Genomic DNA, 18,180 nt, shown 5'->3' on the forward strand with positions numbered 1-18,180 from the left:
GGCGTGTGCCCGAGGTGGAACTGTTCGTCAGCGCCAATGACGCCAAACTGGTCCGCGACGCCGGCCGGGACGTGTTCCCGGCCGGCACCGGTCCCGACACGCTCAGCCTGATCGACCTGGACGCCGACCCGCCCGCCGTGCTGGCCACCGTTGACGTCCGGACCTCGATCGTCGGGCCGCCGCAAGCCGTGGCGCTCTCCCCCGACGGACGGCTCGCCGCCGTCGCGGCGCCCACCTCCTACGATCGCGCCGCGGCCGCTTTGGTGTTCCACGACGTGCTGCAGCTCGTGCGGTTCGACGGCGAACACCCGGCGGTGGACGTCATCGAGCTCGGCAGCCACCCGCAAGCGGTCGCCTTCACCCCGGACGGCGGCCGGCTGCTGGTCACCACGGTGAGCGGCACGCTGATCGTCTTCGGCGTCCAGGACGGCACCGTCACCGAACGCCAGCGGCTCACCCTCTCCGACGGCAGGCTCGCCGGAGTCGGACTGATCGCCGATGGCAGCGCGGCGATCGTGTCGTTGCGCGACGAACAGGGTGCGGTGGTGGTCGACCTGACCGGGGACGGGGCTGCACTGCGTCCGCACCGGATCGCCACCGGAGTCAGTCCCTATGTCGTGGACAACGACGCGGACGGGCACTGGGCCGTGATCGGCGCCGTCGGCTACGCCGGCAAGGAGTCTCGCAACGGGGTCAGCGCGGGCGACGCAGACCTGATCACCCTGGTCGACACGTCCTCGGTGCCGTTCCGGGCGGTCGCACACGCAGCCGTGCCGTCGGTACCCGAGGGCGTCGCGATCTCTCCCGACGGCGCCTGGGTCGCCGCCTTGTGCATGGCCGGCAGCCAGCTGCCGTCCGATCATCCGGGCCACAGCGCCACCGGCTCCCTGGTGCTGTTCGCGAACAACGACGGCGAGCTGCGCCGGGTGGGCGAGGTGGCCACCGGTGCGGCAGCCCAGGGCGTGGTGTTCAGCCGGGACTCCCGGCGGATCGTGGCCCAGCTGTACGCCGACCGCTGTCTCGCCGTCTACGCGGTGGCGAACGGCGGCCTCGCCGACACCGGCGTCCGGATCGGCGTGCCGGGCGGTCCCGCGTCCTTGCGCCGCGGCTGAACCCCCGCCCGGGCGACCCGCCCGCTCGGGTGAGAACCACTCCGAAGCGGCACTACTAGGGTGAACGCCCGTGGGCGAAGTGATCTCGATCGCAATGCTGGCGGTGGTCCTCGGCTTCGCCGTCGTCCGGCCGCGTGGCCTGCCTGAGGCGGTCGCCGCCGTCCCGGCCGCAGTGATCGTGCTGCTCACCGGCGCGCTCGGCTGGGACCAGGCCTGGGCCGAGATCGCACATCTGTTCCCGGTGGTCGCCTTCCTGGCCGCGGTGCTGGTGATCAGCGAGTTGTGCGACGCCGACGGCCTGTTCCGCTACGCCGGCGCCCTGATGGCCGCCAAGAGTCGCGGCGACGCCCACCGGCTGCTGGTCTTCGTGTTCGTCCTGGCCGCCGCGGTGACGGCCGTGCTCTCGCTGGACGCCACGGTGGTGCTGCTGACGCCGGTGGTCTTCGCCACCGCGTCCCGGATGGGGGTCCGGCCCAAACCGCATGCCTACGCGTGCACCCATCTGGCCAACGCCGGCTCGCTGTTGCTGCCGGTGTCTAACCTGACGAACCTGCTGGCGCTGTCGGCGGCCGGCCTGACCTTCGTATCGTTCGCCGGCCTGATGGCGCTGCCCTGGCTCGCCGTCCTGGTCGTCGAATACCTGGCCTTCCGCCAGTTCTTCGCCTCCGACCTGTCCATCCCGGCGAGCAATCCAGAGCCGCCCGAGGTTCCGCCGCTGCCCCGGTTCTCGGCGATCGTGCTGGCGCTCACCCTGGCCGGCTTCGTGGTCGCGTCCCTGTTCCAGGTCGAGGCGGCATGGGTGGCGCTGGCCGGTGCGCTGGTGCTGCTGGTACGGGCGCTGAGGCTCAAGCAGGTCACCGCCAGGGACATCCCGGGCTTCATCAACCTGGGGTTCCTCGGTTTCGTGCTGTCGCTGGGCATCGTGGTGACCGCGGTCGTCGAGGGCGGGCTGGGTGAGGCGATCGGCCGGATCGTCCCGTCCGGGCAGTCGCTGGCGGCGCTGTTGCTGTGGGCGGGGCTGGCCGCGCTGCTGGCCAACCTGGTCAACAACCTGCCGGCGGTGCTGGTGTTGTTGCCGTTCGCGGCGGAGTCCGGCGCCGGGGCGGTGCTGGCCGTGCTGATCGGCGTCAACGTCGGGCCCAACCTGACCTACGTCGGATCACTGGCCACCCTGCTGTGGCGGCGGATCGTCCAGGCCCACGATCACGAGAACGCCGATCCAGGAGTTCACCCTGCTCGGCCTGCTGGCCACCCCCATCGCCATCGTCGTGGGAGTCCTGGCACTGTGGGTTTCGCTGACCGTCGGAGGTGTGGCATGAGAATCACGATCTGGGTACGAGAGGGCACCTGGCCGGCCTGTGTGGACGCCGCCCGCGACCTCGCCGGAGGCCGCCCGTGCGAGGTGACCCTGATCTGCGTCCGGGAGGAGTCCCCCGGGCCACCCGATCCGGGGTTCGGTTCGTTGATGGGACGCGGACCGCGGCGGAAAGCCACCGAGGAGCTTGACCAGCTCAGCCGGGACGCCGCCGAGGACATGCTGCGCGCAGCGCGGCAGCGGCTCGGCGCCGACGCCACGGTGCGGCTCGAGTCCGGCTTTCCCGAACGCATCGTCACCGCGGCGGCCGGCGACGCCGACTATCTGATCCTCGGCCGGGACGGCGACCGCGGCCGACTGGGACCGCACAGCCTCGGCAAGCACACCCGCTTCGTGGTCGATCACGCGCCCTGCCGAGTGCTGCTGATCTGGCCCGGCGACGTCCCCGATCTGGGTTCGATTCCGCCGCCACCACCCGATCGCTGAGCAGCACCGCCGTGCGGGATCGGCCGACTCGCCAGGGCCCTGCCTAACTACCTGTGCCCTCCCACCTGCGGGAGGGCACAGGTAGTTAGGGAGGGGTTCACGACATCGCCGAGGTGTCCGGCTGAAGTTGCTGCGAGCCGGGGCCCCGGGTGCTACTGTGCCTTCAGAGCAACACGCTCGCCACGAGGGTTGTTACCCGCCTAGGGGCAAGACCTGAGCTGCATCTAGCGGTGCAACTCGGGTCGTTTTTTGTTTCCGAATAGATTCCCCGAGTTAGTAGATAGGAACGACAATGGCGTCCACTACGGCCGAGCAGATCGTCGAGAAGATCGGCGGTCCCGGCAACATCACAAGTCTCACCCACTGTGCGACCCGGCTGCGCTTCGAACTCAAGGACGCCGGCCAGGTCGACACCAAGGCGCTGGAGGCCATTCCCGGCGTCATGGGTGCCGTACCGCAAAGCGGTGACCGCTATCAGGTGGTCATCGGCGGCGCGGTCGCGTCGGTCTACGCCGACATCACCAACCTGCCGTCGATGAAGGGCGGCGCGAAGCCGGCGGCCTCCAGCGACGCCGACATCAAGGCCGCCGAGCGGGCCAAGGCCCGGGGCAAGGTGGCCTGGCTGGACGCGTTCTTCGAGTACCTGTCGAACTCGTTCCGGCCACTGCTCGGCGTGCTGCTCGGTTCGTCGCTGATCATCGCGATCGCCGCCGTCCTGGACGCCGTGCACCTCGTCCCGTTCCAGGGCGTCGACCGGCTGACCGCCGCCGGTGCCACCTGGGTGTTCTGGGACTCCATGTGGCGCTCGGTGCTGTACTTCCTGCCGATCATGGTCGCCTACAACGCCTCCAAGGCACTGAAGGTCGATCCGTGGATCGGTGCCTCCATCATGGCCGCGCTGTTCACCCCCGAGTTCCTGTCGCTCAGCAAGGCGGCGGACACCGTCTGCACCACGAACGCCACTCTGGGCACCGACCAGTGCATCGCGCAGATCTTCGGCCTGCCGATGCAGTTGAACGGCTACGGCGGCCAAGTGTTCGTGCCGCTGATCATGGTCGCGGTGCTGGCCCAGCTGTACAAGCTGCTGCAGAAGATCTTCCCGGCAAACGTGCAGATGGTCTTCGTGCCGTTCTTCTGCCTGCTGATCATGATCCCCATCACCGGCTTCATCATCGGCCCGATCAGCATGTGGCTGGGCACCGGCCTGGGTGCCGGGCTGGCTTGGCTGAACAACACGGTGCCGTTGCTGTTCGCCGTTCTGATCCCGATGATCTACCCGTTCCTGGTGCCGTTGGGCCTGCACTGGCCGCTCAATGCGCTGATGCTGGCCAACATCAGCAGCGCAGCGACGGGGCATCAGGACTTCATCCAGGGTCCGATGGGTACCTGGAACTTCGCCTGCTTCGGTGCCACCGCCGGCGTCCTCGTCGTCGCCAGCAGAGTCAAGGACAACGAGGTGCGGCAGACCGCGATCGGCGCTCTCGCCGCAGGCTTGCTGGGCGGCATTTCGGAACCGTCCCTGTACGGCATTCACCTGCGCTACAAGCGGATCTACCCGCGCATGCTGATCGGCTGTGCGGTCGGTGGCGTGACCATCGGCATCCTCGGCTGGATGTTCGGCACCGTCAAGACCGGCGCCTTCGCGTTCACCTCGCTGCTCACCATCCCGGTCTTCACCCCGATGGGGGTCTACGCCATCTCGATCGCCGCCGCCTTCGTGGTGTCGATGCTCCTGGTCATCGCCAGCGACTACCGCACCCCCGAGCAGAAGGCTGAGTTCGAGGCCGAGCAGGCCGCCGCTGCCGCGACCGCCGCCCCGGCGGCGTCCGCTGTCACCGTGACTACCGCTCCGGCCGCTGCCGGTGGCGTCGCCACCATGGTCGCCACCCGGACGGTCGCCGCCCCGGTCGCCGGCCAACTGGTCGCGCTCACCGAGGTCAACGACAAGGTGTTCGCTTCCAAGGCGCTCGGTGACGGCGTCGGCATCGTCCCCTCGGACGGTCACGTCACCGCCCCGGTGGCCGGCGTGCTGATGACGGTTCCCGAGAGCGGCCACGCCTTTGGGATCAAGACCGACGACGGCGTCGAGGTGCTGGTGCACGTCGGCATCGACACCGTCCAGCTGGAGGGCAAGGGCTTCCACCTCGACGTGGCCAAGGACCAGCGCGTCGAGGTCGGCGACCTGATGGCCACCGTCGATCTGGACGCCGTCAAGGCGGCCGGCTACGACACCACCACGATGGTCGTGGTGATCAACACGGCCACCTTGAAGTCGGTCACGCCGGCTGCCCCGGGCGAGGTCTCCCTGGGCGATCCGGTCATCGACATCGAGGCCTGAGAGGAGTGACCGGTGGCCGTCCCCGCGAGGGGGCGGCCACCGGTCCGAACCCATGGAGATTGTCCGCGTCTTCAACAACAACCTGGTACTCGCCCTTGATGAGACCGGACGCGAAGTCATCCTGACCGGCCGCGGCCTCGGTTTTCAGGCCAAGCCGGGACAGCGAGTGGACGGCAGCAAGATCGTCCGGGTCTTCGTCCCTGCCGACGGCCGCGATCCGGATCACCTAGCCGAACTGCTCGCCGGCATCCCACCCGAGCACATCCACCTGGTCAGCCAGTCGATCAGCGCCGTCGGGCTGGACTCGGTCAGCCGGAACCCGGCCGTCGTCATCGCCCTGGCAGACCACGTGAGCTTCGCGATCCGCCGGGTCAACCTGGGCATGGACATCGCCTATCCCCTGCTCGCCGAGGTGCAACACCTGTACACCGACGAGTACCGCCAAGCCGAGGCGCTGCTCATCGAGATCAACGCCCGCAGCGACGTCCGACTTCCCGACAGCGAGGCCGTCGGTCTGGCATTGCACCTGGTCAACGCCGGTTTCGCGACCGGCGACCTGTCGTACACGTACCGGATGACCGGAGTGATCCAGCAGCTTGTCACGGTCATCGAACAGGCTTATGGAATCACCCTGGACCCGGGCAGCGTCAGCGTCGGGCGGTTCATCACCCACCTGCGCTACCTTTTCGTCCGGATCCACAACCACAAGCAGCTCAACTCCGCGCCGACCCCGGTCGGCCAGGCGATCCGGGAGAGCTTCCCCGATGCCGCCGACGTCGCCGTCCGGCTGTCCGGCGTCCTGGAGTTGCGGCTCGGCTCGGCGCTCACCGCCGACGAGATCTCCTACCTCGCACTGCACGTCGCCCGGGTGACGACACCCGATCGGTAACAGGGCCAGGTGTCGCGCCCGTCCCGGCAGGAACGGGCGCCACCTGGTTCGCCGTCAGGACGTGCACTGCGTGCTGACTCGCCCGATTCAGCTTGGGTCGTCCGACGATGACAACCCATCCGCGACCGTTGCCGACTCGTCACCGCTCGGCGAGCGGACGACGACGACGGTGCAGACCGCATGGGCCGCGACATGCTGACTGACAGATCCCAGGAGCATGCCGGCGAACCCCCCGATCCCCCGGCTGCCGACGACCAGCAGATCGGCGTCTTGGGAGGCATCGATCAGCGCCTTCGCCGCGCGCCCCGCGAGCACCTTCGGCCGGATGAGTACCGCTGGGTCGTCGCCCAACTCGTCGCGGATGATTTCGAGCAGTTCCTTCTCGGCGACGGCCGCCTGGTCGGTGTCGTCGTACTCCGGGTTGTAGGTGGACGCGGACCCACTGGGCGGCGGCGGCACCGGCCGCCAGGTCATCAGGGTGGTGAGTTCCGCGTTCTGCGCCAGTGCCACGTCATAGGCCCACTGCAAAGCTGCTCGGCTGCTGGCGGACCCGTCGACCCCTACAACGAGGTTCTTCCACTTCATCGTTCATCTCCTCAGTGTCTGTGCGATTGGTCGGGGTGGCGGCATTCGCCGGGTGGCGGTCGCGCCACCCGGCGAACAGCCGGTATCAGGCCGGCCTTTGGCCCCCGCCACCTGATATCACCGAGCCGTCGTCGTTGGTCTGCACGATCATCACGTTGCACACCGCCTGCTTGACGATCTCTCGGGGGACGGCGCCCAGCGCCTCACCACTGGCCGCGCCCAAACCGCGGTTGCCCACCACGATCAGATTGTCGGGATCTCTGCCCGCCGCCTCCAGGACGGCTTGGGCCGGGCTGGCGGCGATCGTATGGGTTTCGATCCGCTTGAAGCGCTGTTTGGTGAGTTCGCGGACCGATGCCTCGACCGCGGCTCGTGCTGCGGCTTCGCCGTAGAGATCGCGGTGCTCGTGCGCGCCAGGTCTGCCGAGCCCGGCGGAGAGATCCGGATTATAGGCGGACACCACGACCAATCGTGCCTCGGCAGCCGCCGCCAATCCGGCGGCATGGCCAACCGTTGCCAGCGACGCCGGTGTGCCGTCCGAACCGACGATCACTCGTCGGTAGACCGACGTGATTCGACGTGGGGAACCCAGCGGCATGATCGGCGACTCTTCGTCTGCCGGCGGCGCATTCACCCACATCGCGGCGATCCCACCGAGTGCGAACAACACGCCGCAGAACGTCATCGCGTTGCCCGGATCGTTGCCGAGCAGATGTTCGTAGATCCAGCCGAAGGTCAGCGTCTGCACCAACTGCGGCACCACGATCATCATGTTCAGGATGCCGAGGTAGACGCCGATCCGGGCCTTGGGAACCATCGAGGTAGCCATCACATATGGTAGCGAAGCGATACTTGCCATCGCGACGCCATAGCCGATCAGCGGCAGGAACATAAGGTACCGGTCGGCAACGTGCGGGAAGATCGAGAAACCTACCCCCGCGACCAGCAGACAGGCCGAATGGACACGCTTCGCGCCGAAGCGCACCGCGATCGGAATTAGGGCCAGTGACACCAGGAGTTGGACGATCGAGCCCCACGCATTGGCCAGGCCGGTCCAGCCGACGGCCTCTTCATAGCCGGACCCGCCGGGCTCGGCATTGAAGACGGACTTTCCGATGGCCAGCGAGGCGAACTGCCACCAAATGAACAGGCCGTACCACTGAAAGGCGTAGACCAGACCGAGCTTGTGCATACCCATCGGCATTTCCTTGACCGCACTCGCGATCTCGGTCACGATGGCGACCGGACTGGACCCCTGGCTCCTCATCGCGGCCAGTTCCTCGTCGGTCGGCGGAATCTCCTTGGTGTAGACCGCCGAGATCATCACGGTGATCAGCGCGCACGCAGCACCGGTCCAGAACACCGCCGGAACCCAGTTGGGAATGCCGGCCGCCGAGCTCCCGTGGACCAGCTGCTGGAAGCCGAACAGGGCCACGTTGGCCACGATCCCGCCTGCTGCGCCGAGCATGGCTTGGAGCAGGAAGCCCTGGGTGCGCTGCGACAACCGCAGTTTGCCGGCGATCAGTGCCTTGTAGGGCTCGGCGGCGGTGTTGTTGCCGGCGTCCATCGCCCAGAGCAGGACGACCGCCATCCAGATGGCTGAAACGAACGGGAACAAGAACAGGCAGAGCGCTGCGAGAATGCAGCCGGCGACGATGTAGGGTCGGCGCTGGCCGAACTTTGGATGCCAGGTGCGGTCGCTCAGCACGCCGATCATCGGCTGGACAAGCAGGCCGGTCATCGGACCGGCCAGGTTCAGAATAGGCAGCGAATGCCCGTCAGCACCCATCATTGCGAACAGTGGATTGATCGCGGTCTGTTGCAGCCCGAACGCGAATGATGTACCAAAGCCGCCAAGATTCATCAGGAGGATCGTCTGCGTGCTGAGCAGCGGCTTTCTACTGTCCTCGGGCTCAATCGGTATATCGGCTGTTGCAATCTTGTCCCTGGTCAGGGTCGTCATGCAGGTCTCCTCGGCATCGTTGGTCCAGATCGCGGCGAACGTTACCATGCCGTTACACGAAGAGAAAGGGTCGCACTTGCCTCAGAGAATGGCGTCCGCGATACCACGATCGACCAGATAGCGGCACTGCCGTGGGCACGCACTGCGCGGTCGGAACATGATTCACGCCCTCGCGCGCATGCCTCAGGATTCGTGCCCGGCGACGATGCAGCATGACTCACGAAAAGATGTTCGCGAATACGAAAGCGTGCCTCATCAAATAATGTTCGCCAGCAGGAAGTGCCGCACAGCCTCGGCGCGGCACCGGTCGAATGTCACGACGGTCTCCGCTTGCTCCATCGTTCCTAGTAGGGTCGGCTTTGTGCCGGTCAACTCTGCCAGTTCGCCCCGGGTGATGCGGCGGATCAACGGGGATGCGGTGCTTCGCTATGCGCTCGATGCCGAGGAGTTCAGCACCGGAGACGTGATGAGCGCCACCGCCCTGACCCGGGCGACCGTCCTTGGAGTGTGCGCCGACCTGACGGCGGGCGGCTGGCTCGAGGAAGTCCCCGACGTTGCCCCGGCCGGCCGTAGGGGACGACCGTCGCGGCGCTATCGAGTGCCTCCCGACGCCGGACTTCTGCTCGGACTCGACGCCGGCGAGCACCGGCTGCGAGCTGTACTGACAGATCTGCACGGCCGGCCATTGGGCACTCGCGAGTCGCTTCTACGGGCGGCCTCGGCGTCGGGGCGGGAGCGCCTGTCAACGACATCGACTCTGATCGCCGATCTGCTGGCGGGAGTGGGCGCGAGCGCCGACGAGGTGCTGATCAGCGTTGCCGGAGTACCTGCACCCGTGGACGCCGATGGTCGGTCTCCGGTCGATGACAAAGGCTTCTGGACGGCTATGAATCCGGGCTTCCCAGACGTGCTGCCCGGAAAGGTCATTGTCGAGAACGACGCCAACCTGGCTGTGATCGCTGAGCGAACGTGCCTGAGCGCCGGCGAGAACATCGCCGCGCTGCTGTCCGGCGAGAGGTTCGGCGCAGGCCTGATCGTCGACGGACGCCTCCTGCGCGGAGCCCACGGCGGTGCCGGCGAGTTGCGCGCGATGGGCATCGTCGTGGGCGCGGGATCCCCCGACGGCCTCGCCGCCTTGGCGCGCACCTGGGCGCTCGAACTGCTCGCCGATGAGCGCACGACCCGCCAGGGCGTCCTGCCACAGCCATCCGGAGCAGTCGACGCCGCCTGGGTCTTCCACGCCGCAGAGCAGGGCGCTCCCGGAGCCCAGGAGATCGTGGCCCGGCTCGGCAGGCGACTGGCGCGGGTCGCGATGATCCTGGGCAGCCTGCTCGACGTCACCACGATTGTCGTAGCGGGAGCTATCGCACCCGCCATCGAGCCGGCTCTGCGTGCCGCACGACGGCAACTGCATGCCCATTGCCCTCCGCCGGTACCCGACATCATCGCCAGCACCTTGGGCGGTGACGTCGTGGCGCTCGGCGCCGTTGAGCAGGCACGCCGCCTGTTACAGGCGGATCCGCTGAGCTTCATCCCATCCCGGTCAGGGTCCGCCGGCCGTTGACCACCTGCGGCCGGCGAGCCCGGGGCAGATCTGACGGCGCCGGCCCGCTTCGGAGTCGTACCGCGAGCCATCGGCAGCGAAACCGCGGACAGTTCTCAGGCGGGCAGATCCCTACCCGGCTCGCGGTGGCCCTGAAGTTCGAGCTGAATGCGTTCGATGTCACGAGTGATCTGGGCAGGGTTCAACTGCTCGTGCTCATGGTGGAGGCGGGCACGGACCGTGGGTGCAAGGCTCGGTTGCTCAAGCAACCGCTGGTAGGGGGTGCGCAGTCTGTCGTAGGTCCGCCGGCGCCCGGTGCTGGACTCGACCCACCCCGTTGCCTTCACACAGGGCAAGAGGTGGTTGCGGCGGGCGGCGCTGAGTTCCCATAGTCGGTCGAGCAAGAGTCGCTCGGCCTCGGACCGGTAGCGAACGCGGAACGCATGGCCCTTGCCCCGTTCCGCGTCGGCCTGTTCGCTGACCGTGTGCCTGTCACACTGATCCGGACCCTGCAGTACTGCGATTCGCCGCTCCGTGCCCCAGTGAGCCACCGCTCGGCGGATGAACTCGTTGCCCTTCCCGACCACCACGCCCGCCACGGGCAGGGGCACGCTCTCGACAATCCAGTCCATCGCGGCGGCCACATTCCGGACCGACCCGTTGGAAGCCGTCCGCAGCAGCGTCCAGCCGGTCGTCGGCTCGGTCACCGTCACGGTCCACAGAAAGTCACCGCGAACCTCGCCGCCGCAGTGGGCGACCGCGTTCAACTCCAGGGAGCCAGCACAGCACTGCTCGCCCGCGGCGGAGTAGGTATGAACTGCGGGCCGGAGGATCTGGCCCGGCTTCACAAGGGCGATGCCTTCTGAACGGGCGCCGGCTCGATACGGCTTGAGGTAGCGGTCGATCGTCGCCGGCGACATGGCCCGCACTTCATCCAGCACGTCGGGGGTGAGCCGCGCGTCGACGCGGTCGAGCTCGGCGAAGCGGATCAGCCGGTTCAGGATGTCCTCCATCACCGCCGCCAAGTACTTGCCGGATGGCTGGCCAGCCAGCCACCAGACCTCGTGCAATACCGCCATCGCGTCATCGGAGTACTTCCTCGACTTCGGCTTGCGCCGCCGTGGGCCGGCGCTCTGCTGAGTCTCCGCCTGGCGGATCGCCCTCCGGGCGTGATCTCGTGTCCATCCCGTCGTTTGGGTGAGCGAGTCCAGCAGCTTGCCCTTCCCCGCCTTATCGGCCTGCGCGTAGGTGTTCACCAAGTGTTTCGTGATCTCGTGCCGCGCCGACAACCACAACCTCCAGGTACCAAACCCGCGCAGCAACGACGCCGAGCGGATACTCCAAGGTGAGGCACGCGCTGGACGATGAGTCGTCCGCGAGTTCATCGACACGAATGGGGAACGGCCGATCGCCTCTAGTTAATATAGAGTCTATAGAAACTGTCGCTGATGTCAATCGTCGACTCACCGGCGCGGTCGTGATCGGTCGCGTCGGAGGTCCGGACTCCCGGACGCCGGCGTCCGAGGGCCGCGCCCGGACGATGCCGAGACGGGTGGGTTGGCGGCGTCCGGCCCGGCAAATCCACTGGTCATCCCGTACTCCGACGACCTCGATGCCTCACTGCGATCCGTGGTCGAAAGCCGGCGGGATGCTCGACGGCCACTACGAGTTCCCGGTGGCCGCCGCTTCCACCTCGCTGACCCGGCCGGCAACGAGCTGGCGGTCTGGGGCCTGTGACTAGCCGAGCGCCTCGGCGATGCCGACCAGGATTCCTTCCGGCCCGCGCAGGTAACAGAGCCGATACACGTCCTCGTACTGGACGACCTCGCTGCTGACCAACTCCGCGCCATTGGCGGTCAACCGGTCGACGGTGTCGTCGATGTCGTCGACCTGGAACATCACCCGGAGGTAGCCGAGCGAGTTGACCGGTGCCCGTCGGTGATCGGAGACCACCTCGGGGTCGAGGAACCTCGACAACTCCAGCCGGCCATGGCCGTCCGGCGTGCGCAGCATCGCCACCTCGACCCGCTGGTCGCCGAGCCCGGTGACCCGTCCGGCCCACTCTCCTTCGATCATTCCGCGGCCCTCCACCTCGAGCCCGAGTTCGGTGAAGAAGTCGATCGCCGCCGACAGATCCTCGACGACGATGCCGACGTTGTTGAGTGTGGTTGCCACTCGCCGATCCTAGGCTCCCGCCCGCCGGCCGGCGTAGGAAACTGCGAGCGCCGAGTAGGGCCGTCGGCTGGACCTCTCTGCGGACGGTACGGATGCGGTCTGTCCGCGCAGACTATGGGTCTGTCCGAGCAGCCGGCAGCCAACGACGCGCGAGCCTCGGATCAGGTGCGCGAAGCGGTAGATTCTGGCCAACCGCCTCGGACCCACGCCAATACGTGCCGCACAGGCAAGGCCAACCGGTTGCCCGCTTACACCGGCCCGTTCGGCCAGGTCGGCGCCCGATGCCGCGCCCAGGCCTGCTCCAGTTGCCCCCGGGGCGGCTGACCAGCGCCAGCCCGGCCCGCGACGCTTCGCTCAGCCTCGCGCGGAGTTCGTCCTCCAGTACCTGGAGCATGGCTGCAGGGCGTCGCCACGCTCAGACCGTCGTGTCGATCGATCGACAGCGGGGCACGCCGGAGCACATAGACGTCGTCGACGAACTGATCGAGCGGCGGCACCGGCTTCCTCCCGACGTACCTCATCTCCCCACCGTAGGGAAACTGCTACAGCAGCAGGTACAGGATCGGCAGGTTCGTCAGCAGATGCACCATCATGGCGATCACCAGATTGCGCCGCACTACGGCGATCACCGCGATCGCCAGAGCGGTCGGGAACTGGTGCAGCAGCCAGGACGGCCCGAAGAAGGCCAGGTGCGGGGCAACGAAGATCGCCAGACTGAGCCCGGCACCCACCCATGGCGCCCACCGGCGGGCGCCGAACAGGGCACCCAGCCGTTCGGCCAGGAAGCCCCGATAGACGACTTCCTCGGTGATCGCCGCGGTCACGGTCAGGATCACAATGCCCAGCACGCCCAACCGCAGCACGACGTCGATGCCCGCATTGTCGGTCTGCGGCGCGATCATGTCGGCCAGCCACGCCCAGGCCATCGCACCCCCGAAGATGTACAGCGCCCATTCGACATCGGCCCAGCTCGGACGCCGGATCAGCAGCGAAGCGAGCCCGAGTCGCTCCACGCCGAACACGATCACCAGCAGCAGACCGACCCCGATCCACTTCCACGGGTCGCCGGAGATGGGTCCCCGGAGGCCGAACCAGAGATGGATCCCGGCGATCTCGTCGACCGGCGGACCTTTGTAGACCAACCCGATGACGATCGCCCCGAGGACCAGCGACGCCAGCAACCGCGGCCTAGTCAGCGACCAGGCATTGCGACCTTCTGCGATGGGCCGGCTGCCCTGATCCGGAACCGCCGACCGTTGGGATGTGTTCGACATTCCATTAGAGTACGCACTCTAGAGCGTTCACTCTAGAGTGAATACTCTACGATCGCCAGCGGAGGTGGGAAGCCGATGAGCACCGAGAAGCAGAGTGGACGGCGGGACGCGATCGTCGAGGCCGCGTACAGCTGCATGGCCAAGGGAGGGTACGACCGCACCAGCACCGCGAAGATCTGCGCGGGCGCCGGCGTGTCCTCGGGAACCTTCTTCCACTACTTCCCCACCAAGGCCGACGTCCTGGTCGCCATCCTCGAGACCGGCGTCGAGCACACCCGCGAGGCCTTCGCCCGGATTCGCGGGACGGCGGCGCGGGACGCCCGAGAGGCACTCGACCTGTGGTGCGAACACGTCCTGCGGGAGGCGTCCGACGACGACCTGGCCGGATTCGACTCGGTTCTCGGCGCGGTCCCCGACCACCCCGGGGTCGCGGCCGCACTGAAGGCTGAGAGCGCCCTGGTGCGCGACGGCCTGACCGAGGTGGTCGCCTTCGGCCAGGCCCAGGCAACGATGCGGACCGACCTCCCCGCGGCGCGGATCGCGACCTGGCTCGGCATCCTCGCCGACGGCCTGCTCGGCCACGCCGTCCAGGAAGGCTCAGCTGCGATCGATGAGCTACGCCCCGAGTTCATCGCTATCGTCGCTCAGTTGATGCGCCCCCGGTAGCCGCGGGGACCGGCCAGCGACCGAGGCGGTCGCGCTGGAAGCCACGCCCCTGCCGCAGACTCGTCACGCCTCGCGCCGCGACCGGATCGGGTGCGGCGACCAGGCGTAGATCTGCGAGCAGGCGAGCGCGAGCCAGGCGAACTGGGCGAGGACGGCGATCCACAGCAATGCCACTCCGGCCGGTCCGCTGGACAGTGCGGCGCCGGCGAAGAAGCCGATGAGGACGACGACGCCGAGGATCGTGCTGACCCTGGCTCGTCCCTTCGCACCGATTGTGCGACTCCAGCCGGCGTGCGCGAAGGCGGCAGCAGCCACGGCGGCGAAGCCGACGGCCCCGAACACGAGGTGAAGGACTCCGCTGAGGCTGACGACGCCGGCGATCGATCCTGGTGGGAACCCAGCGACCGGGTCGGGAGGGAAGACGGCGCTGAGGATCAGGCCCGCGCCGTAGCTGATCGTCAGCACCGCCATCGCCAGCCCCCGCCCGCTCCGCACCGCGCGGACGATGCCGTACGCCGCGACGATCGCCATCAGGCCAGTCAGGGTGAGGTTCGTCCGCTGCAGCCAGCCCAGATCGCCAAGCATCAGCAACGAGAGCGCGTGCCGGGTCACGTCGAACCCCGGCCGGGTGATGGCGAGGACCAACCCGACCACGAGGTAGAAGGGTCCGGCGACCACGCCCCAGCCGAGAAGACTGCGTGTCACGGCTGCGCCGCGGTCGAAACCAAGATTGTCCACCATGAGCTCCTCCTGCACTCTTAAGTGCATTAGTGCACTCTGGGTGAGAGTAGACGTACGATGCGCAGCACCGCAAGCAAAGGGAGACGATGTGACAGCGAACAAAGAGGATCCGCGGATCGTCCGATCCCGCGCCCTGATTCTCGACGCCGCGCGCGAAGTGTTTCTGGAGAGCGGCTATCAGGCTGCGACCACGGATCGCATCGCCGAGAAGGCGGGGATCGCCAAACGGACCATCTACAACCTCTACTCCGATAAGGAGAGCCTGTTCCGGGCGACCATCTTCTCGGCTATCGAGGTCGCGGACGCGTTCGCCGCGTCCCTTGCAGAGGAAGTCCGGCTAACGGAGGCGTCGGTGGCGGATCTGATCGACATCGGCCGCCGGCTCGCCGAGACCACACTGCTCGGGCTGCCGTTATCGCTTCGACGGCTTCTCGTGATGGAGTCGCATCGCTTCCCCGACCTGGTCACCGAGTACCGTTCGCGCGCCCCCGAGGCAGTCATGGCGGCGCTCGCCGACCTCCTCGAATCGATGATGCGGGCGGGCTCGCTGCGCCCAGCGTCGCCGCAGTTGGCGGCCCAGCATTTCGCCTTCCTGGTGATGGGTGCCGACCTCGATCGCGCCATGTTCACCGGCATCCGGCCGTCGGCACGCGGCGCCCGCCTCCGCGCGATCGCGGGCGCGGAGGCCTTCGCACGCGCGTACGTGAGCCCTGATCGCGCGTGCAACTCATTCTCATCAGGGCCAGGGTGAACCGGTCGGGTGGGTCGCTCGCCGAAGGGTGACTGGCCGCCGGCCGCGGCGGCTGCTCGGGGGTCAAGCGGCGAGCCGCAGGTCGAGCGCGCGGAGCGCCGCGCGGGACTCGTCGGGATCGGCACCGTAGGCGACTGCGGCGAGCGCGGCGCGCCAGCCCGCGGCGAGCACGCGACCGAGCACCGGCGACGACGTCGTCGCGGCGAGCAGCGCGACGAGGCGGTCTTCGGCGCCCGCGGGCGGCGCGCCGAGAAGGTGCAGGAACCGCTCGCGCACGGCGAAGTCGAAGCCGACGACCAGCGCACCCCGGACCCTCGCGGACGCGTCGCCGGCGGAGCCCGCGGCGAGCGCGCCCTCCATGCGATCGAGCAGCCGCCGCTCGACGTCCTCGCGTACGAACTCGTAGAGCCCGAGCTTGCTGCCGAAATGGTGGTAGATCGCACCCGTCGTGACATCGGCGGCCGCTGCGAGTTCACCGACCGTCACCTCGTCGAACGCCCGGCCGCCAAAAGTCTGCACCGCGGCGAGCGCGAGCCGCCCCTTGGGAGAGGTGGAGATCGGAATCCACTCGCGCATGCGTCCATAATGCCGTTATGCTGTCGGTCAATCTAGTTACGACACGGAGGGAGTCCCCGATGAAGCTCGAGTTCTTCTACGTCCCGACCTCGGATCTGCCTGCGACGCTCGCCCTCTACCGCGACAGCTTCGGGTTCAACGAGCTGTGGCGCGAGGGCGAGACGACCGCCGGGCTTTCGGCGCCGGACGGCAACGTCAACGTCATGCTCGACGTCGATCCTGAGGCGGCGTCCGGCCCACTGTTCTCGGTCGACCTCGTCGCCGACTTCCACGCGAACCGGCCCGGCGGACTCGAGGTGCTGCTCGCACCCGCCGCGATCCCGGGCGGCTTCCTCGCCTCGTACCGCGAGCCTGGTGGCTCGGTGTTCTACGTCATCGACCAGTCGACCGAGAACAAGGCGTAGCGGCACGGAAGGCGTCCGTGGTGCGCGGCAAAGGCCAGCGGCCGCGTCCGCTCCGAGCACCGATCGAGATCACTGGACACGTCCAGACCCGGGCGCGCGCTCGAACCGATCCCGAGCGACCTCGACGATCCGGCTCGCGGAGCCCTGCATCGCCCTCGCACCTGAGCCCGCATCGAACGATGTCAGGGTTCTAGTACGTCTTCAATTGTGGAGCTAAGGGGATTCGAACCCCTGACCTCTTCCATGCCATGGAAGCGCGCTACCAACTGCGCCATAGCCCCGCGAACGGGTGGCCCGGAGAGCCGGGCACGAGCAAGAACTCTAGCCGATCGGTGTCCGCCGCGCGAATCAGCAGCCTTCGCTCGGCTCCACCTCGGGGGCCAGCAGTTGTTCGGCGCACCAGGGGATCAACGCGTGGTCCATCGCGTAGTAGAGCGCGTAGAAACGGCGATAGGCATTGATCAACCAGGCCTCAGCGCCGAGGCGTCCGATCAGTTGGTCCTGAAGCCAGGACGCGTCGGCAACATTGCCCCGATAAGGGGTCATCTCCAGAAACGCGACCGCGCCGACCTGGTCCAGGACGGGATCCGCGGCCAGCGCGTGGACGCTGAAGTCGAGCACCGCCGTCACCTGCCCATCGGCGTCCACCATCACGTTCGCCGGCGCCAGGTCGCCATGACAGTACGCGGGAACAACCCGCCGCGCACTGAGCCGCGCCAGCAGATCGCCGACCCGGCCGTCCAGATCGGAGACGGCGTGGGCGAGCAGCCCGTCGCTGAACCGGAGGCCGACCTCGATCTGGGCGACCAGCAACTCGGTCAGCGAGCCGAACCCCCGCGGGTCGCCCAGGACGCGGCCGAATCCGGCGCGCCGCAGCGGCAACTCCCGCAGCCGTCCGGCGGCGTCCAGGAGACTCAACAGTCCCCTCCGCCGTCGCTCATCGTCAGCTGTGCCGGCCAGCCACTGCGCCAGCGGGACGCCGGGCAGCCGGCGTTCGATGCTGTAGTTCTGCGATCCCAGACGTGCCTGGCTCAGCACCACGGGCAGGCCGAACCCGAGGTCGATGCCGGTCCACGAATCAAGCAGGTCGGCCAACTCCCGGTCGGGCTCCGCTTCCCCCGGAGCCTGGACCCGCAGCACCCGTTCGTCGTCCAGCGCGAAGATCCGCGCCTCGCCGCCGCTGCCGAGCAGCGCGGACGCACTGATGCCGAACCTCGCCAGGATCCTCGCCTCGTCCGGTCCCACTGGCACGTAGGTCTGCTCCACCGCCGCCGGCTGCTCGATCATCTGAGCGAACCTATCCGATCCTTCTCGCCGCAGCGCTCCACCGGCGGTTGGGTGGGTGCGCTGCAGCCAGAGACC

Annotated in this window: 16 protein-coding genes, 1 tRNA gene and 1 pseudogene; 9 read left to right on the forward strand and 9 right to left on the reverse strand. The window is 68.0% G+C overall.

The window, feature by feature from the left end; all coding sequences use genetic code 11:
- Positions 1 to 14 precede the first annotated feature (14 nt).
- From QM711_RS13155 to QM711_RS13175, 5 genes and pseudogenes are all read left to right on the forward strand, one after another.
- A complete protein-coding gene (locus QM711_RS13155; protein ID WP_415100047.1) occupies positions 15 to 1,112 on the forward strand; it encodes a hypothetical protein in 1,098 nt (365 codons plus the stop codon).
- A 94-nt stretch (positions 1,113 to 1,206) separates the two neighbouring features.
- Positions 1,207 to 2,382: pseudogene (locus QM711_RS13160) on the forward strand (SLC13 family permease); the annotation flags it as partial.
- A 45-nt stretch (positions 2,383 to 2,427) separates the two neighbouring features.
- Positions 2,428 to 2,913, forward strand: coding sequence for a universal stress protein (locus QM711_RS13165; RefSeq protein WP_415100922.1), 486 nt, complete (start codon positions 2,428 to 2,430; stop codon positions 2,911 to 2,913).
- A gap of 292 nt (positions 2,914 to 3,205) precedes the next feature.
- Positions 3,206 to 5,251 (forward strand): glucose PTS transporter subunit IIA, encoded by a 2,046-nt coding sequence (locus tag QM711_RS13170; protein ID WP_415100049.1) that lies wholly within the window; start codon positions 3,206 to 3,208, stop codon positions 5,249 to 5,251.
- A 52-nt stretch (positions 5,252 to 5,303) separates the two neighbouring features.
- On the forward strand, positions 5,304 to 6,140 hold the full coding sequence (locus tag QM711_RS13175; RefSeq protein WP_415100051.1) for a PRD domain-containing protein: 837 nt from the start codon (positions 5,304 to 5,306) through the stop codon (positions 6,138 to 6,140).
- 87 nt (positions 6,141 to 6,227) lie between these two features.
- On the opposite strand, the gene QM711_RS13180 is transcribed toward QM711_RS13175, so the two are convergent.
- A complete protein-coding gene (locus QM711_RS13180) occupies positions 6,228 to 6,725 on the reverse strand; it encodes a universal stress protein (RefSeq protein ID WP_415100053.1) in 498 nt (165 codons plus the stop codon).
- Positions 6,726 to 6,810: 85 nt separating this feature from the next.
- On the reverse strand, positions 6,811 to 8,736 hold the full coding sequence (locus QM711_RS13185) for a universal stress protein (RefSeq protein ID WP_415100055.1): 1,926 nt from the start codon (positions 8,734 to 8,736) through the stop codon (positions 6,811 to 6,813).
- A 109-nt stretch (positions 8,737 to 8,845) separates the two neighbouring features.
- On the opposite strand from QM711_RS13185, the gene QM711_RS13190 reads away from it, so the two are divergent.
- Positions 8,846 to 10,252: an ROK family protein gene (locus tag QM711_RS13190; protein WP_415100057.1), complete on the forward strand. Its 1,407-nt coding sequence runs from the start codon at positions 8,846 to 8,848 to the stop codon at positions 10,250 to 10,252.
- A gap of 95 nt (positions 10,253 to 10,347) precedes the next feature.
- Here the strand turns inward: QM711_RS13190 and QM711_RS13195 are convergent, their stop codons facing one another.
- The 3 genes from QM711_RS13195 to QM711_RS13205 all read right to left on the reverse strand — a co-directional run bounded on the left by QM711_RS13195 (position 10,348) and on the right by QM711_RS13205 (position 13,680).
- On the reverse strand, positions 10,348 to 11,487 hold the full coding sequence (locus QM711_RS13195) for an integrase (protein WP_415100059.1): 1,140 nt from the start codon (positions 11,485 to 11,487) through the stop codon (positions 10,348 to 10,350).
- 481 nt (positions 11,488 to 11,968) lie between these two features.
- Positions 11,969 to 12,406, reverse strand: coding sequence for a VOC family protein (locus QM711_RS13200; protein WP_415100061.1), 438 nt, complete (start codon positions 12,404 to 12,406; stop codon positions 11,969 to 11,971).
- 542 nt (positions 12,407 to 12,948) lie between these two features.
- Complete coding sequence (locus QM711_RS13205; RefSeq protein WP_415100063.1) at positions 12,949 to 13,680, reverse strand: lysostaphin resistance A-like protein; 732 nt, start codon at positions 13,678 to 13,680, stop codon at positions 12,949 to 12,951.
- Between the two features lie 75 nt (positions 13,681 to 13,755).
- Between QM711_RS13205 and QM711_RS13210 the strand changes: the two genes are divergently transcribed.
- Positions 13,756 to 14,346 (forward strand): TetR/AcrR family transcriptional regulator, encoded by a 591-nt coding sequence (locus QM711_RS13210; protein ID WP_415100065.1) that lies wholly within the window; start codon positions 13,756 to 13,758, stop codon positions 14,344 to 14,346.
- Positions 14,347 to 14,409: 63 nt separating this feature from the next.
- On the opposite strand, the gene QM711_RS13215 is transcribed toward QM711_RS13210, so the two are convergent.
- On the reverse strand, positions 14,410 to 15,087 hold the full coding sequence (locus tag QM711_RS13215; protein ID WP_415100067.1) for a DUF998 domain-containing protein: 678 nt from the start codon (positions 15,085 to 15,087) through the stop codon (positions 14,410 to 14,412).
- An 88-nt stretch (positions 15,088 to 15,175) separates the two neighbouring features.
- On the opposite strand from QM711_RS13215, the gene QM711_RS13220 reads away from it, so the two are divergent.
- Complete coding sequence (locus QM711_RS13220; RefSeq protein ID WP_415100069.1) at positions 15,176 to 15,838, forward strand: TetR/AcrR family transcriptional regulator; 663 nt, start codon at positions 15,176 to 15,178, stop codon at positions 15,836 to 15,838.
- 63 nt (positions 15,839 to 15,901) lie between these two features.
- Here QM711_RS13220 and QM711_RS13225 read toward each other — a convergent pair whose 3' ends face one another.
- Entirely contained in the window at positions 15,902 to 16,414 is a 513-nt protein-coding gene (locus QM711_RS13225; RefSeq protein ID WP_415100071.1) for a helix-turn-helix domain-containing protein, read from the reverse strand.
- A gap of 59 nt (positions 16,415 to 16,473) precedes the next feature.
- Between QM711_RS13225 and QM711_RS13230 the strand changes: the two genes are divergently transcribed.
- On the forward strand, positions 16,474 to 16,818 hold the full coding sequence (locus QM711_RS13230) for a VOC family protein (protein ID WP_415100073.1): 345 nt from the start codon (positions 16,474 to 16,476) through the stop codon (positions 16,816 to 16,818).
- A gap of 208 nt (positions 16,819 to 17,026) precedes the next feature.
- Here QM711_RS13230 and QM711_RS13235 read toward each other — a convergent pair.
- Both QM711_RS13235 and QM711_RS13240 read right to left on the reverse strand, forming a co-directional pair.
- Positions 17,027 to 17,099 (reverse strand) — tRNA-Ala (locus QM711_RS13235).
- 67 nt (positions 17,100 to 17,166) lie between these two features.
- A complete protein-coding gene (locus tag QM711_RS13240; protein ID WP_415100075.1) occupies positions 17,167 to 18,105 on the reverse strand; it encodes a phosphotransferase family protein in 939 nt (312 codons plus the stop codon).
- Between the last annotated feature and the right edge of the window lie 75 nt (positions 18,106 to 18,180).

It is taken from the genome of Micropruina sp. (genome assembly GCF_047602385.1).
Classification (GTDB): domain Bacteria; phylum Actinomycetota; class Actinomycetes; order Propionibacteriales; family Propionibacteriaceae; genus Micropruina.

Coding starts and splice junctions, on each gene's coding strand:
- QM711_RS13165 (WP_415100922.1), top strand. CDS start 2,428: ATGAGAATCACGATCTGGGTACGAGAGGGCACCTGGCCGGCCTGTGTG.
- QM711_RS13170 (WP_415100049.1), top strand. CDS start 3,206: ATGGCGTCCACTACGGCCGAGCAGATCGTCGAGAAGATCGGCGGTCCC.
- QM711_RS13175 (WP_415100051.1), top strand. CDS start 5,304: ATGGAGATTGTCCGCGTCTTCAACAACAACCTGGTACTCGCCCTTGAT.
- QM711_RS13180 (WP_415100053.1), bottom strand. CDS start 6,725: ATGAAGTGGAAGAACCTCGTTGTAGGGGTCGACGGGTCCGCCAGCAGC.
- QM711_RS13185 (WP_415100055.1), bottom strand. CDS start 8,736: ATGGTAACGTTCGCCGCGATCTGGACCAACGATGCCGAGGAGACCTGC.
- QM711_RS13190 (WP_415100057.1), top strand. CDS start 8,846: ATGATTCACGCCCTCGCGCGCATGCCTCAGGATTCGTGCCCGGCGACG.
- QM711_RS13205 (WP_415100063.1), bottom strand. CDS start 13,680: ATGTCGAACACATCCCAACGGTCGGCGGTTCCGGATCAGGGCAGCCGG.
- QM711_RS13210 (WP_415100065.1), top strand. CDS start 13,756: ATGAGCACCGAGAAGCAGAGTGGACGGCGGGACGCGATCGTCGAGGCC.
- QM711_RS13215 (WP_415100067.1), bottom strand. CDS start 15,087: ATGGTGGACAATCTTGGTTTCGACCGCGGCGCAGCCGTGACACGCAGT.
- QM711_RS13225 (WP_415100071.1), bottom strand. CDS start 16,414: ATGCGCGAGTGGATTCCGATCTCCACCTCTCCCAAGGGGCGGCTCGCG.
- QM711_RS13230 (WP_415100073.1), top strand. CDS start 16,474: ATGAAGCTCGAGTTCTTCTACGTCCCGACCTCGGATCTGCCTGCGACG.
- QM711_RS13240 (WP_415100075.1), bottom strand. CDS start 18,105: ATGATCGAGCAGCCGGCGGCGGTGGAGCAGACCTACGTGCCAGTGGGA.